Annotated in this window: 10 protein-coding genes; 2 read left to right on the top strand and 8 right to left on the bottom strand. The window is 43.3% G+C overall.

Annotated elements, in window-relative coordinates; translation table 11 throughout:
* Positions 1-49: 49 nt before the first annotated feature.
* The 4 genes from V7R35_RS12300 to V7R35_RS12285 all read right to left on the bottom strand — a co-directional run bounded on the left by V7R35_RS12300 (position 50) and on the right by V7R35_RS12285 (position 6,979).
* Positions 50-1,381, bottom strand: a complete 1,332-nt coding sequence (locus V7R35_RS12300) for a Na+/H+ antiporter NhaC family protein (RefSeq protein ID WP_334015152.1) — start codon at positions 1,379-1,381, stop codon at positions 50-52.
* Positions 1,382-1,617: 236 nt separating this feature from the next.
* Positions 1,618-2,037 carry a CBS domain-containing protein gene (locus V7R35_RS12295; protein ID WP_334015151.1) on the bottom strand — a complete coding sequence of 140 codons (420 nt, stop codon included), beginning with the start codon at positions 2,035-2,037 and terminating at the stop codon, positions 1,618-1,620.
* A 171-nt stretch (positions 2,038-2,208) separates the two neighbouring features.
* The gene (locus tag V7R35_RS12290) at positions 2,209-3,186 is read right to left on the bottom strand and encodes an isoaspartyl peptidase/L-asparaginase family protein (RefSeq protein WP_334015270.1); all 978 of its coding nucleotides are present in this window, start codon (positions 3,184-3,186) and stop codon (positions 2,209-2,211) included.
* Between the two features lie 169 nt (positions 3,187-3,355).
* A complete protein-coding gene (locus V7R35_RS12285; RefSeq protein WP_334015150.1) occupies positions 3,356-6,979 on the bottom strand; it encodes an ATP-binding protein in 3,624 nt (1,207 codons plus the stop codon).
* A gap of 199 nt (positions 6,980-7,178) precedes the next feature.
* Between V7R35_RS12285 and sbcB the strand changes: the two genes are divergently transcribed.
* Entirely contained in the window at positions 7,179-8,609 is a 1,431-nt protein-coding gene (sbcB, locus tag V7R35_RS12280; protein WP_334015149.1) for an exodeoxyribonuclease I, read from the top strand.
* Positions 8,610-8,752: 143 nt separating this feature from the next.
* Complete coding sequence (locus V7R35_RS12275; RefSeq protein WP_334015269.1) at positions 8,753-10,408, top strand: DUF342 domain-containing protein; 1,656 nt, start codon at positions 8,753-8,755, stop codon at positions 10,406-10,408.
* 65 nt (positions 10,409-10,473) lie between these two features.
* Here V7R35_RS12275 and V7R35_RS12270 read toward each other — a convergent pair whose 3' ends face one another.
* The 4 genes from V7R35_RS12270 to V7R35_RS12255 all read right to left on the bottom strand — a co-directional run bounded on the left by V7R35_RS12270 (position 10,474) and on the right by V7R35_RS12255 (position 15,475).
* Entirely contained in the window at positions 10,474-11,832 is a 1,359-nt protein-coding gene (locus tag V7R35_RS12270; protein WP_334015148.1) for a diguanylate cyclase, read from the bottom strand.
* 186 nt (positions 11,833-12,018) lie between these two features.
* Positions 12,019-13,254 (bottom strand): kynureninase, encoded by a 1,236-nt coding sequence (gene kynU / locus V7R35_RS12265; RefSeq protein WP_334015268.1) that lies wholly within the window; start codon positions 13,252-13,254, stop codon positions 12,019-12,021.
* On the bottom strand, positions 13,244-14,164 hold the full coding sequence (locus tag V7R35_RS12260; RefSeq protein ID WP_334015147.1) for an alpha/beta hydrolase family protein: 921 nt from the start codon (positions 14,162-14,164) through the stop codon (positions 13,244-13,246). Before V7R35_RS12260 ends, kynU begins: the two co-directional genes overlap by 11 nt.
* Positions 14,165-14,299: 135 nt before the next feature.
* A complete protein-coding gene (locus V7R35_RS12255) occupies positions 14,300-15,475 on the bottom strand; it encodes a thiolase family protein (protein ID WP_334015146.1) in 1,176 nt (391 codons plus the stop codon).
* Positions 15,476-15,498: the final 23 nt, after the last annotated feature.

Genomic DNA, 15,498 nt, shown 5'->3' with positions numbered 1-15,498 from the left:
AAGCTAGCGTGTGAATTGTTAATTCAAACGTGAACCTCATTACGCAAAACTACACCGATTGGGTTAGTTCGTCGCCTTGAGGTGATGAAAAGCGTGGAAAACCAAACCAAATTGCGGCAACGCCGAAAACAAATATGAGCATGGGATACCAGCAGTAAGGCGTTATTGCCAAAGGCGATATGCCTACAACTGCTGCGGCGCTAAGCAATTGCGCACCATAGGGAACAAGGCCTTGGAAACTACACGAGAAAATATCAAGCAGCGATGCAGTACGACGCGGGTCAACACCATATTTTTCATTTAAGTCTTTAGCTATGGGTCCAGCGGTAACAATAGCAATAGTATTGTTAGCGGTTGTAATATCAAGAAAACTTACCAAACCTGCAATACTAAACTCGGCGCCCTTTTTTGACGTAACTTTGCGTGTTAAGCGCTGAATAAGCCACGTTATACCGCCGTTTGCATGCATTAATGCAACAATACCGCCTATCGTAATGGCAATCATTGCAAGGTCTTGCATCCAGCCCATGCCTTTTTGGATGCTTTGCATCATCGATAACGGCGTAAAGCTGCCCTGAACCAGTCCTACCGCGCACGCACTTGCAATACCTATTGCCAAAACGCTGATAACGTTAAAGCCAGTAAGAGCAAAAGCAATAATGCAAAGATAAGGTAAAATACGCCAGAAATCATAATCTTTACCTTCTACTATGCCAGAGGTATCTACATCGACCATAAGCAACAACGCCATAGTAACTACGCATGCAGGTACTGCCACCATAAGGTTTGCGCGAAACTTATCTTTTAGCTGAACACCCTGCGTACGTGTAGCTGCAATGGTGGTATCGGAGACAAACGATAGATTGTCACCAAACATTGCGCCCCCTACAACAATACCTAGTGCCATTTCTACCGGTAACCCTAAACTGCTTGCAAGGCCCGCACCTATTGGAGAAAGCGCAGTTATCGTTCCCATTGATGTACCCATAGCAAATGAAATAAAACAGCAAATGAGAAATAGCCCAGGAAGAATAAGTGCCGATGGTACAAACTGAAGCGCCATGTTTACAGTTGCGTCACGTGCCCCTATATCTATTGTTACAGCATAAAAAGCGCCTGCGAGCAGAAAAATTAAAACAAGGAGAATGATGTTTTTGTCACCGCCACCTTTGCAAAACGTTTGCACTTTGTTTGAAAAACTCACCTTCTCGCCTTTTGGATTAAGGCAAAGTCCGTAGCCAGCACTAATAAAAAACGCTACTAGAATAGGCATTGAAGTAATATCGTTGGTGGTAATGCCAGTAACCACAACTAGAACTACGAACAATAGTATGGGGGTCAGGCCTATTGGGTTGGGCACGATATCGTTTTTTAGGTGCACTGAATACCTCTGATGATGGGGTTATTTTTTAGATTACTGTAGCGTAACGTTTTTTTGTAAACGCGCTCTAGTAATTGATTATGCGAAATAGTAGGAAAGGATATGCGTTTTTTAAACGAATGGAAAGACGATTAGCCATTGTAGCAAACTCGCTTTACCTGAAATGGAGTGGTTGATTTTCTGCAAAAAAAAGGAGCTGCTGCTCCTCTTACGTATTTTCATTAACAGGCATTTAATTAACCGGCCCGTTGATAACCGTCATGCAGCTGTACGTCGATAGCACGTAATACGGCGGTTCGGTTAATACAACCTTGCAAGACACCGTCATCGTCAACAACGGGATAAACCCTCGGCTTTTCCTTGAGCAGTAATTGCGCTAGCTCAATAACCGACATATAAGGTTTTATCGAAATAACGGGCGTTTTCATAATCTCGCCTACCTGACAAATCTGCTCTCGGTAATAACTCGATGCTATCATCTGAGCAATACAGTCTTGCTCTGATAAGAAACCTACTACTTTGCCTTTACTATCTACTACTGGACCACCGCTTTGCCCACTCGATAGCAATGCTTCAACTGCCTGCGCAACGGGCATGTCTACTTTAAGCTTAACCGGATGAGTATTCATATAATCACTGACTTGCAACGATTCCATACATTTTCTCCAGCCGTGGCGCCTTGTGACCGATACTGCTAAGGTGTTACCCCAATAGTGGCGATACGGCACGTCAATTGTTAATTGTTATAAATCACTTGTGAAAGCTTTCCCCCACACTCTAACTCTAGTCGGTGAAACAACAGCAAGCCAGTTTCTTACACATTAAAATTACAGTGCGTCTTTGTAGATGGCCACTGTAACATCGCCATCAGTTGAAATGCTGGCGCGATACATACCTTTTGAGTTAAAAGGCATAGCAATATTGCCAGCGCTATCTATTGCAATAACACCACCATCACCTTTCGCTTCTACCAAAATGCCGTTAACGACCTTGTCGGCGGCTTCAGAAAGGCTTAGGCCTTGGTATTTCATGCGTGCACAAATATCAGCGGCAACATGATATCGAATAAAAAATTCCCCATGCCCAGTGGCCGACACTGCACAGCTTTCATTATCTGCATAGGTACCCGCACCTATTATGGGTGAATCACCAATTCGGCCGTAGCGCTTCGCGGTCATTCCTCCGGTTGACGTGCCAGCGACTATGTTGCCTTGCTTGTCTAAAACTACTGCGCCAACGGTACCAAACCTTTCGCTCCCCTGCTGAGAACCATAGCCAGCGCTTGCCTGCGCCATGCGAGCCTTGGCTTTATCTAATGCATGCTTTCTAAACTCGGTGTCAAACATTGTGTTGTCGACTTGCTCTAAACCATTTTCTGCTGCGTATTGTTCTGCACCTTTGCCAGAAAGCATTACATGCGGCGACGATTCCATCACCAACAGCGCAGCTTCAATCGGGCTTTTAATGGTGGTAACTCCCGCTACCGCACCAGCATTTTTAGTACCACCGTGCATAATTGATGCGTCTAGTTCATGTTTGCCATCAAACGTATATACCGCGCCTACACCTGCGTTAAACAGCGGCGATTGTTCTAGTATTTTAATGGTTTCAACAACGGCCTGTTCGCCAGGTACGCCTTGTTTTAGCAAGCTATAACCATGCTTTACAGCTTGCTCAAGCGTTGCTCTATACGCGGCCTCTTTTTCAGGTGTCATTGACGATTTTAAAATAGTACCCGCACCGCCATGAATGGCTATGGCAACTGGCGCGTTTTCAGACTGATGTTCATGCGCAAAAGCAGATATAGAAAAACTTAATGAGGTTACAGACAAGGCCAGTAAACATGATTTCTTTACTGAACTAGAAAACCATTTAACGGCGTTAAATACGGTATTCGCTGTCGTGGAAGGTGTATTAAAGTTAAACAAGATAAGCTCTCCCTGTAAAAATATTAGTTGCCGCTTATCGTTTTTATTACGCTACCTCTAATAACTCGATGAAAGTATTTAAGTCATCATTGATGGTGTGCATTAATTGTTCTGCGGCTGTCCAGTCTTCTACTTTAGACAATTCCCATAACTTTTCAAAGTCTCTCTTTAATTGCACTGCACCAATATCTGCAGACATAACCTTAAGCTTTAGTGAAACCACCTGTATCTCCTGAGAATCTTGTTTCTCAATGGCATGAGAAATCACTTTAAGCTTTTCTGGTGCACTTTTCGCGTAAGATTCGCACACGCGGGCAAACTTTGCTTTGTCACCCATAATTCGTGCTAATGCACTTTCTTTCTCCCATCTACATGTTTCTTCATCAGTGGCTTGTTTAGTTGCCTCATCACTACGATTAACTAGATTGTCGGGTGTTGGTTTATTTTCCTCGATTCTCTCAAGTAATGACGCATTGCGAACAATACTGTCCACAAGAGGGGTTGTGTTCTTTGGGGTCATTACGGCCAATCTGTGAAGTAGCCACTGTTTCACTTTCGGTATAAGCACATCGGCCATAACAGGCTTTGTGGTAAAGTCGTCCATACCGGCTTCAAGGCATTTCTCTTTTTCTCCCAACATTGCATTAGCGGTCATCGCAATGATAGGTACACCTTGATGAGAAGCGCCCGCCAATCCATTTCGGATTGCACGTGTTGCCTCATATCCATTCATTTTTGGCATTTGGCAGTCCATTAAAATGCAGTGGATATGTTTTTGCTTTTTCTCGCATTTGAGCAGGAACGCAACAACCTCCTCACCGTCACAGCAGGTAAATAGCTTACATGGCAAATCTTCTAAAACACCTTTCGCAATTTCTCTATTAATCAGGTTGTCATCGACAACAAGCAGGTTTGTATTATCAATAGACAGTGCTAAATCATTGTTGTCATCTTTATTTGCTTTCGCTTGAAACTCTTGCCCTCGTTCATTTTTATCTAAAAGCGCGGTGGTATAGTCGAAGCCTGACAGTTTTGCCTCTAAGCGTTGGACGATATTGTCAAAACTTGCGCTTAACAATGGTTTTGAAAGGTGTACAGGCGCGAGGTGTTTGAACGTTATCGGCACCGCTTCGATTTTTTGTAATACACAAATAAGAGGTAAGTCGGCACTATCGTGCGTTTCAAGTAACGCTTCCCACGTCTCATCAATAGTCGACAATAGCGCGCTTGTTTCGTCAACAATAACAACCGTAAATGCTGTCCAATCAATCTCGTCATCCTGCGTTGAAAGCACGCTACATTTCGCACCAAAGTGCATTACAAGAGAGCACAAGTTCTCCTGTAAAGGCGCATAGTTGGCCGATATACCAATACGTAAGCCATTAAAAATAGAACTGGATATATCTTCGCGTTCGTAAATATTCGAGGCCACATTTGCGCGTATATAAAATGAGAAAGTACTGCCTGTGCCATGAGTAGAATGGAATTCTATGTCACCGCCCAAGAGTTTTGAGAGCTGTTTGCAAATAGAAAGCCCTAAACCCGTACCACCATACTGGGTTGCCACGGCAGCATCGGCTTGTGTAAATGCAGTGAAAAGCTTTGGCTGGTTTTCTTTGGCTATTCCAACGCCGGTATCAGACACAACAACATGAAATTCATATTCATCTTCATTCACTTCACACATATCGACTTTTAGCTGTATGTGACCTGTATGAGTGAATTTAATCGCGTTGTTGAGCAAGTTACTAATAATCTGATTAATTCTGTGAGGGTCAGAAATAAGCTCTGCTGGCAATACACCGGTGGTATCAACAATAAGCTCCAGCCCTTTTGACGCTGCTTTTACAGCAAATCCCCGTGCAATAGACTCAACAAGTTCGAGCGGAGAAAATTGTTGGTGGTTTATGTCTAATTTTCCTGCTTCAATTTTTGACAAATCCAAGACGTCATTAATAAGCACATTTAGATTATTACAGCTAATCTCCATCATAGACACAAGTTGCTCGGCTTTTTCATTTAGCGGCTGACGCTTTAGTAAGGATAGCGAGCCAACTACTCCATTTAGGGGGGTGCGCATTTCGTGACTTATATTGGAGATAAATGAACTTTTGATTTCGCTAGCCTTTTTAGCCTCTTCAGTTGCTTCCATGAGTTCTTTTGTTCTACTTGCCACTTTTTCTTCAAGCTTAGCGTTAACCCGCTCTATCGCGTCTTTTGCTTGTTGCTCATCTGTAATATCACGTATTACCACCGCAACGCCGGAAATATGAGATTGTTCTGTCCACACCGTTGATGCGGTAACCAATAGCTTACGCTCATTACCCTGATCATCACTAAATGATGTCGAATACGTGTTTTGTTTGCCTGTTTGCGTTAGCAGTTTATCAATGTCTAATTGCGCAAATTGTTCAAAGGCACTAATGGGGTGGTTTATCACAAGTTGGCTTGGCAAATCGAACAATGACTCGGCAGACATGTTCCACGTTTTCACAATGCCCTTTGAATCAATACTAAAAATCGCGTCTTTCGAGCTGGCTATGATGGCAACTGATTCTCCGCGCACTTTCGCCAATTCAATATTTTTTCTATTACTCCGGTGAACAAAAGACAAAACAACGCAGAAAATAAGCGTTACAACCACTATAACGCTATACACCGTAATGCGTTTTTCATTGATGACGGATTGAACCACATTCTCAGGAAGCATAACGTGAATAAAAAATGGAGCACGTTGCTGATTGGCCGCAATTGAAAGCGCTCTTGTTGCGCTGTAAAGCTTAGTTGTGCTGTAAGGCATATTTTCGCTTTGCATTTGATTTTCAAGAAGCGCAGTGCCTGTTTGCAGTTCGACATTGAACTCTGATTTCCAATTAACGTTGGGATTTAAATCTTTCGAAAAGCTTTTCTCTGATTGTGGGTGCGTGACAAAATACCCCAGAGAGTCAGTGATATAGAGTTGCTGCTGTGCATTTAATGTAGATTCAATTTGGCTGACCAAATGTGAAGCATTGATGTTCATGATAATAAAACCAAAGCGCACGCCAGCCTCACCAAAAATAGGAAGGGAAATTCTAATAACGCTTTTGTATGGGTACTGAAGCGCTCCGTATTCACGGTTTAAATTGATATCTGAAATATAAAACTCGCCGCTATTGCTTTTTAAACTTTCAGTAAAATAACCTCTTTCCCCTTTTGCCTGAAGTTCATGCTCGCTAGCAACGTGAATACTTCCCCCGTCTCGCACTACTCGAATGTATTCCATCCCTTCACCAGACGCTTCAATTATTCTTAGCTGGTCTATTTCTTCATTGTTTTCAATAAAGCCAACAAAAATGGTTTCTAAGCGACGCTTCCATTGAATGGAGGTAGTGGTATCTACTGGGTCAACACCGTTGTTTTCTCTTGCTCTAACAATGCCTTGAATGGGCGGAGTAGCATGAAGAAACTTAAGGTCACTCATGTATTCTCGCACTTGGGATTTAGCGGTCTGCTCGGCATTCACTACGGATTCTTCTAATACTTGATAAGTTTGCTTTTCTGCAACCGATGAAATGCTGTTTTCAAATAACAGCACAATTGCTATCAAGAACAGAGCAGATATTAAAAGCGCAAAACCAAGCGTACTCTTCGCTTCATGATTGGATAGCAACGTTTTTAAAGTGGGCAAGGAAGCAACATCCATTTAACTTAGAAACACTTAAAAATTAGACATCAATTAGTTTTTACGCAAGTTATCGCTTGCTAAAAGCCCCCCCGTAACAGCATTAGATATGACACATTTCGTACAAAAAGCGGGTGTGGTTTGGTATTAGAAAAAACGCAGTGTAAACTGCTTTCAAATTTTGTTTACGTTCTTAGAAGTAGTTATGCACTCTCCCAGTTTTCTTTGGCACGATTTCGAAACGTTTGGCACAAGCCCACAAAAGGACTTACCCTGCCAATTTGCAGCCGTAAGAACTGACTTAGACTTGAATGTTATTGGTAAGCCAATAAACATTATTAGTGCTATTGCTAACGACTACCTGCCGCACCCTGAAGCCTGCTTAGTAACAGGAATAACACCTCAGCAGACAATTAGAGATGGCTCAAATGAAGCCGACTTTGCTGCCAAAATATATCAAGAGATGTCAACGCCTAACACGTGTAGCGTAGGATTCAACAGCATTCGGTTTGACGATGAAGTGTCGAGATATCTTTTCTATCGAAATTTCTATGACCCGTATTCACGGGAATGGCGCAATGGAAATAGTCGTTGGGATATTATTGATTTAGCGAGAGCCTGCTACGCGCTTCGCCCAGAGGGCATTGAGTGGCCCTTACGCGAAGACGGTGCGCCAAGCTTCAAATTAGAAGCATTAACCGAAGCTAACGGGTTAAGCCATGAAAATGCCCATGATGCCCTTAGTGACGTATATGCCACTATCGCACTAGCAAAACTGATTAAGGAAAAGCAGCCACGATTATTCGATTACGCTTTCTCTTTAAGAAGCAAACATAAAGTACTTGAGCAAATTGACGTAAGTAAGCCTTCTGTTTTACTGCACATCTCGTCAAAACTCCCTGCTGCCCAAGGATGCTGCACATGGGTGATGCCTATTGCTAAACACCCAACTAACAACAACGCGTTTATTGTTGTCGACTTATCCCATGATGTGACTAGCTTATTAAACGATTCATCTGAAGATATCAAAAGCGCCTTGTATGCCAGATCAGAAGATTATGACGACCCGAAAGATAGGCCGGGAATTAAATTAATCCATGTTAATCGCTCACCATTTATTACCACGGCGAAGGCAATGACAGAAGACAATGCAGCGCGTCTTGGGTTGGATCGCGATAAATGTTTGGATAACTATCGTCAGCTTGCAAGCGCACCAGAACTTGCTGAAAAACTTGTGCAAATTTATAACGATTCGTTCACTGATGACGACGTAGACATTGATCATGCACTATACAGCGGTGGCTTTTTGAATGACGATGATAGACGTTGGTGTGAACAGGTAATAGAAGCCAATCCAGAACAGCTTTCAGCACTAGAAGACAAGACACAACACGACGGTCTTAAACGTTTGTTGTTTAGGTATCGCGCCAGAAACTACCCCACTACACTTACCGCCGATGAATTGACGCGCTGGCAACATCATAGGCAAGCTCGACTTACCGACCCTGCATTCAACGGTTCGATTACCCTTGAAAGCTATATGATGAAATTAGAGCAACTCGCTCACGAGCATAGTGACAACCCTGAAAAACAGGCTATTTTGCGTGCGCTGTATCAATATGCGCAAAACCTTTGACCTTGTTCTTTTATAGGCATAAATTACCTGTAGATGTTTTATTTGCATGATGCGAACAGCAGCACAAGAACAGTCACAAAAAAGTAATGGCTGCCGATAATAAGAAAGATAATAAGAAAAAGTACTCAGGGGATGTATACAGTATGGATGGCGTAACAATCAGCTTCGACAATACGCGTACTTATATTAATTTAACGCTAGAGCCAAAGGCATTTTCAAAAGAAATAGATGTTAAAGAAGTTAGAGAAGCGCTGTCACAGGGCGAAACTAAACAGCTTTATGTATCAGAAAAAGCGTTAAAATCGGCATGCGATACCGCCAATCACTATTTCAAAACAGACGATGACACTGTTGTTAGCGAACGTATTGGTGAGCGTAAAAATGCTGAAGTAGAATTTAGAGTGCCGGAAGATGGCATGCGAGCTAACCTTGTACTCACCACTCCCTATGGCGGCAAATTCCCCTCTCTTGATGCCGTACTATCGCTTGCAGCCAAAAAGAAAATTAAGCGCGGATTGAGCACAAAAATTATTAAGCAGATGCTTTTAGAAGCAAAACAAGCGCCAGCCGGAACCATTATTGAAGAAACGGTAGCTAAAGGGCTGCCCGCACGCAACGGCAAGAATTCAAAATTTGTACCGCTTGTACCTAATGCGCTAGAGCGCGTGCTGCGCCCTCAAACTGGAAGTGGCGAACGCGTTGATATGCGAAATCTAGGTGAAGTAATTTGCGTTAAAATTAACACGCCCGTTTTACGGCGCACAGCGCCAACACAGGGGCGATCAGGGTTTGATGTTAAAGGTAACAGAATAGATGCCGTTGCAGGTGAATGGGTTGATTTCAAAATGGGTGGTGGCACCGTCGTATCGGACGGCGACGCAAACCTATTAATGTCTGCCATCTCTGGTATGCCTAAATACAAAGATCAAACCATGACCGTAGATGACACCTTCATATGTAGCGGCGTAAACGTAGGCTCAGGCCATGTTAATTACGAAGGCGCAGTACTGGTAAATGGTGATGTCACCGAAAAAATGGAGATTAAAGCGTCAGGAGACGTAACCATTAATGGTTTTGTGGAATCGGCATATATAGAGTCTGGTGGCGATATCATCATTACTGAAGGCGCCATGGGCAAGGTCAACGATACTCAAGGAGACTTTCAGTGCAAGCTTGTTGCAGCAGGTAGCATTCACGTTCAGCATGGCCAAGGTATTGATGTGCAGTGTAATGGCGATATTACTGTGGGACGGCAGTTAGCCTACAGTCGATTACGTTGTGCCGGTGCCGTTATTGTTGGTCAAATTGATAAGCCAATGGGTAATTTATTTGCTTGTGAAATAGTAGGTCAAGCTCGTGTGGAAGCTGGTACACTGGGGGCAGTGTCTGGTAGCACCCTTAAGGTCGACTTTAGCCCTGGCTTCAATTTACTTTTGGAAAGAAAAGACTCTCTAGATGAGCTGCTTAAACAACTAAGAGAAAATAATTTAAAGCACAAAGAAAAAATTTCTTTAATTAAAAGTAAGAAGGTGCCTCGCGAACTGCAGAATAAGGTCGCAGAAGCATTGGAACTAGTTAATAATGAAAATGCGTTGTTGGAATGGCTTGAGAACAAGTCGAATATCGTAAAAATGGCGAAAGAAAGCTACCAGGCCGATATAAAACTCATCGCTAACAAACGTCTATACCCCGGCGTTTCAGCAAAGCTGAATAATAGAAGTTGGCGATCTGAGCGAGAATTCGAGAGAGTTAAAGTGCATTACGACTCACACGAATGGCACTACGACCCTATCGTTTAAAAAGGGTATTTAACGCCAGTGCTTTGGGCTGGTATTTATCTCTCTTCGAAACAAAATTGCCCAGATTAATCGGCTATAGCAACGTTGTTGTAACCCAACCTTTTAGACTGGTAGAGCGCTTTGGTAGTTCGCTCAAGCCAGTCATTAAAATCTTCCCTAGCCAACAGCTCCGCCATGCCCACTGCAACGCTAAAATGCTTTTGAACAACATCATCATTACTCAAGCTTGATAGTAGTCGCTCTGCCAGTATTTTTGACGGCTCTAACGGCGTTTGTGGGCAAAGGATTACAAATTGCTCAGTATTAAATCGCGACACTACGTCAACTTCCCTCGCCGAGCTTAAACAGTTGTCAGCCACAACTTTAAAAGCTTCTTCTACTGCGCTTGTATCTATATCTTCGCTCGAAACTTGATAGCTTAGCTCCACAATAATAAGTGAAGCACTGGTATGAAAACGATGAAAACGAGAAATCTCTTCTTCTGCTCGCTGGATCATATGATTTCTATTATACAGACCAGTAGCTGCGTCGTGCGCAGACAGTATCGCTACTGTTTTGTTTTTCTCTTGCAATGTTGCCTGAAGCGACGCTATTTCTGAATTTTTTTGCTTCACTACGCTTTTGAACAAACGTTTATACCGCTGTCGCACTATTAACACTAAAAAAACCAGCATAATAAGCGCAGTGCCCAAAGCCCACGTAATGTAGTCTTTACTTTGACGAATTTTAACGCTATTCCACTGCTTATAAATTTGAACTTTACGCGCTTCTGGAATGCGCTCAATGGCATAATTGAGTCTATCGACCAAGTGAGCAAATGATTTGTTTACACCATAGGCAAGTGAATCGAAAGGCTCAGCATATCCCACTATGACCAGTTCATTCAGGTTCAGATCATTGATATGCATGTTCACGCTCATAAGCGATCCAACTAACACATCAAAATCGCCAGAAGCTAGCTTTGTAAGACCCTCTTTTTCCGATTCTACAAGCTTAATGCGTAAACTAGGATAGTAGCGAGAAATATACTCAACCTGACGATAACCTTGCACAATCCCTATTGTGCGACTTCCAATGCCGCCGTAGCCTTGAAGCATTGGTGTACCCTGTCTGGCAACCAGCACATTAGGTGCTTCAAAATACGGTTTGCTAAAAGCGAGGAATTGCTTGCGGTAATCTGACGTATTAAGCATCGGAACCACATGACATTTGCCCTGCTGAACAAATTCTAAGCTTTGCTGCCAACTTTCTGTTGGCACTAAAGTAAAATTCAAACCCGAAAGTTCAGCGATAACCTGCAGATACTGTGCAGAGATACCCACATGAATGCCATTTTTTATAGCTTCATAAGGTTCCCAGTGGGGGTCGACGCAGTACAACAAGTCTTCTTGTGATTCTGGGTTAATTTGATTAGTTTGCGCCACCGAGAGAGCAGTGCCAAAGACACCGCTTAACACCAGAATACAACACAGCAAAATAGATTTCGAAAAGCGCTTCAAAAAACACCAATAATAGAGGACAGCTAAAACGAACGACGGAGTATTAAACGTTAGGACGTAAAAAGCAATAACAATACATTCGTCTCATATAAACAGTAAGCACAATAGGCTTTAGGTTACTCGCTGCTGTGCTTTATATTTAGGATTGTCGTATCGCTTCTCGCGCATGATAAGCGCTAGCTTCTTCACCGCATATTCAATGTCGCTGAAAGTAAGATAAAGCGGTGCGAATCCCACACGCAATATATTGGGTGCACGGAAGTCTGCAATTACGCCTTCGTCTATCCATGCCTGACAAATCGCATAGGCATCATCGTGTGCGAACGCTACCTGACTTCCTCTTTGCTCAATGGCTGGGCTTACATTGATGAAATGTAAAGATAGCCCTTCTCGCTTCGCCTCAGCAATGAAAAATGCTTGAAGCTTTTTAGATTTTTCATCAATCGCTTTTAAAGAAATACCATCAAAAACAGACAGTGCAGCATCTAATACACTCATACCTATCACACCGGGTGTACCGCATAAATTTTGCTTGATGCTTGAATCTGGTGTGTAGTCGGGTGAAAAGGCGAAAGGCGCACTGTGCCCCATCCAACCTGAAAGAGGTTGCTTGTAGGCTTGTTGATGACGCTCTGCAACATAAATAAAAGCAGGTGCACCTGGGCCACCATTTAGGTACTTGTACGTACAACCAACGGCAAAGTCCACATTACAATCATCCAGTTCAACAACAAACGCCCCTGCACTATGTGCAAGATCCCATAGTGTAAGAATACCCTTTCTTTGGGCTTCAGCCGTTACCTGTTTCATATTCAGTTTATGGCCGCTGCGAAAATTCACTTGCGTAAGCATCAATACTGCAATGTCGTCAGTCAAAGCATTTTCTATATTGTGCTCGTCAATGTAACGAATACTGTACTCTTCACCCAGCAGGTCGATTAAGCCCTGCACCATATAAATATCAGTGGGGAAATTATCGCGTGTAGTGGCTATTACCTTTCTTGAAGGCTGCATTTTAATTGCCGCACTTAACACTTTAAAAAGGTTTATCGAAATGGAATCACAACATACAACCTGACCTTGCTTCGCACCCACAAGTGCACCCACTTTATCGCCAACTATCTGGGGTAATGCAATCCAGTCGTTTTTATTCCAACTGGTAATAAGGTCCTCTCCCCACTGCCGATTTACTACGTCGCTTGCTCTTTCTTTGGCTGCCTTAGGCAACGCACCAAGTGAATTACCGTCTAGATAAACCGTATTTTTTGGAAGAGAAAATTCATTTACTTTCTCACGCAGCGGATCTTTTTCATCTAGCTGCTGTGCAGTAAAAACCTTATTCATAATGTTCACCAAAAACGTCAAGTAACGCATTAAACGAGGTCGATTGAGAATGCAGCCAGTCGAAGTGGCCGCCGTTTGCAATAATAACCGCTTTTGCACCTTCAAGAGAAGCATGCTTCTGAGGCACGATGCTATCAGCATCACCTTGAAGAAGCACTACCGGTAAAGAAACGTTTGTTATCACTGGAGTTGCATCAAAGTACGCTACAGGGGCTTGTTCTGGTGTTGCTGCCATAAATGAATTGGTGGCGCTTTGACAGCTATTATCACCGTTTGCGTAAGAAGTAATATCGGTAATTGCAGCAAGTCCAACAACCGCGTTAATGTTTAGGCCATCATATTGTTTCTGCAGTACATCAGTGCTTAATAGCGCCAAATGTCCACCTGCTGAATGCCCCACCACAAACACATTGCTATGCTGTTTTTTTACAGCAATGTGTTTAAGCGCGGTTTCAATGCCCGATTTAACATCGTTAAGGCTTCCCGGCCAGCCGCCGCCATCATCGCCAGTTCGACGGTATTCAACAGCGTAAACATTCATGCCTTTTTCTTTTAGTGCATGATAGAAACCATTGGCATGTGTATAGTCGTAAGCGTTTAACCAGCAACCGCCGTGAATATAAATAACGGCACTAGCACTCGCTGAAAGGCGTTCATTCACGCCTGCAGCTTGCCAGTGATAAATTCGCTGGAGTGGATCGTCTCCATAAGTGATGACTGAAGAAGGGGGCGATGTGCTAAGCGTTGCTAAGTCTTTGTAGGCAACTTGGGTTAAGCCTGAAGATACCTTTTCGATGGTATCTGCGAACGGTTTTTCAATGCGAATCTTTTCATTACTCACAGTGCTGCTCTTAGGAGTACTGTCAGCACTCGTACATCCTTGAAGGGCCCCAAGCGTAATGAGCGTTGTCATTGAAACACCAACGCACTTTAGGGTTACGTTCTTTATTTTCATTATTATTTATTGAATTACTTTTCCTTAACCCTATGACACCACAATACGGTGTCATAGGTTAAGTTAAATATTGTTACATGGTGTAACTAATACTTACAGCATTTCAACGGCAAGTGCTACGCCTTCTCCGCCGCCGATGCACAACGAAGCAATACCTTTTTTGCCATCTTGTTGCTTTAATGCATGCAACAAAGTTACAAGAATACGCGCACCTGATGCACCAATAGGATGACCTAGAGCACACGCACCGCCTTTTATATTAACTTTGTGTTGGTCAAGTCCCAGCTTCTGAATAGCAAGCATGGTTACCATGGCAAACGCTTCGTTGATTTCAAATAAATCTACGTCTTCTTTCGTCCAACCCGCTTTATCGAGCACTTTCTCCATGGCACCAACAGGAGCAACAGTAAAGTTTTCTGGCTCAATAGAATGCGTGGCATGTGCAACAATGCGTGCAAGTGGCGCTAAACCTAGTGCTTTTGCTTTTGATTCGCTCATTACCACAAGTGCGGCTGCACCATCAGAAATTGAACTCGAATTTGCTGCTGTAACCGTGCCATCCTTTTTAAAAGCAGGTCGAAGTGATGGTATTTTCTCTGGTCGCGCAGAGCCTGGACCTTCATCAGTATCTACCACTACTTCCCCTTTACGGGTAGCCATGGTCACAGGCACAATTTCGTCATTGAAAGTGCCGTTGCTGATAGCATCGTTTGCCTTTGATAGCGAGCTAAGAGCAAATTCATCCATGTCGCCGCGTGTGATGTTTTCTTCATCGGCAGTATCTTGAGCAAAACAGCCCATCGCTTTACCGTCGTAAGCATTTTCAAGGCCATCAAGCATCATATGATCAAGTACCTGACCGTGCCCCATTCGGTAACCCGAACGAGCCTTTGGCAGCATGTAAGGCGCGTTGCTCATACTTTCCATACCGCCAGCGACAACTGTCTCAACACTGCCCGCTTTTATTAGGTCGTGGGCTAACATAACGGCTTTCAAGCCCGACCCACATACCTTATTAATGGTCGTAACACCGGCGCTTAACGGCAAGCCAGCCCCTAAAGATGCTTGACGCGCTGGAGATTGGCCTAGACCTGCAGGCAATACACAGCCCATGATAACTTCATCAATGGCCGACATATCAATGTTTTCACATGCCGCTTCAATGGCAACTTTACCTAAGTCTGTCGCTGTCATAGACGACAGGCTGCCATTAAATCCACCCATTGGAGTGCGTTTTGCTGCAACGATTACTACTGATTCACCACTCATGATTGTGCCCTTAATTAAATAAA

It is taken from the genome of Alteromonas sp. S167, assembly GCF_036864375.1.
GTDB lineage: Bacteria > Pseudomonadota > Gammaproteobacteria > Enterobacterales > Alteromonadaceae > Alteromonas.
The sequence above is the reverse complement of the archived record's forward strand: the minus strand, read 5'-3'. Positions and strand labels throughout refer to the sequence as shown.

Excerpts from the sequence above, each read along its gene's own strand:
- V7R35_RS12260 (WP_334015147.1), bottom strand. The coding sequence starts at position 14,164 with ATGACAACGCTCATTACGCTTGGGGCCCTTCAAGGATGTACGAGTGCT.
- V7R35_RS12255 (WP_334015146.1), bottom strand. The coding sequence starts at position 15,475 with ATGAGTGGTGAATCAGTAGTAATCGTTGCAGCAAAACGCACTCCAATG.
- sbcB (WP_334015149.1), top strand. The coding sequence starts at position 7,179 with ATGCACTCTCCCAGTTTTCTTTGGCACGATTTCGAAACGTTTGGCACA.
- V7R35_RS12275 (WP_334015269.1), top strand. The coding sequence starts at position 8,753 with ATGGATGGCGTAACAATCAGCTTCGACAATACGCGTACTTATATTAAT.
- V7R35_RS12295 (WP_334015151.1), bottom strand. The coding sequence starts at position 2,037 with ATGGAATCGTTGCAAGTCAGTGATTATATGAATACTCATCCGGTTAAG.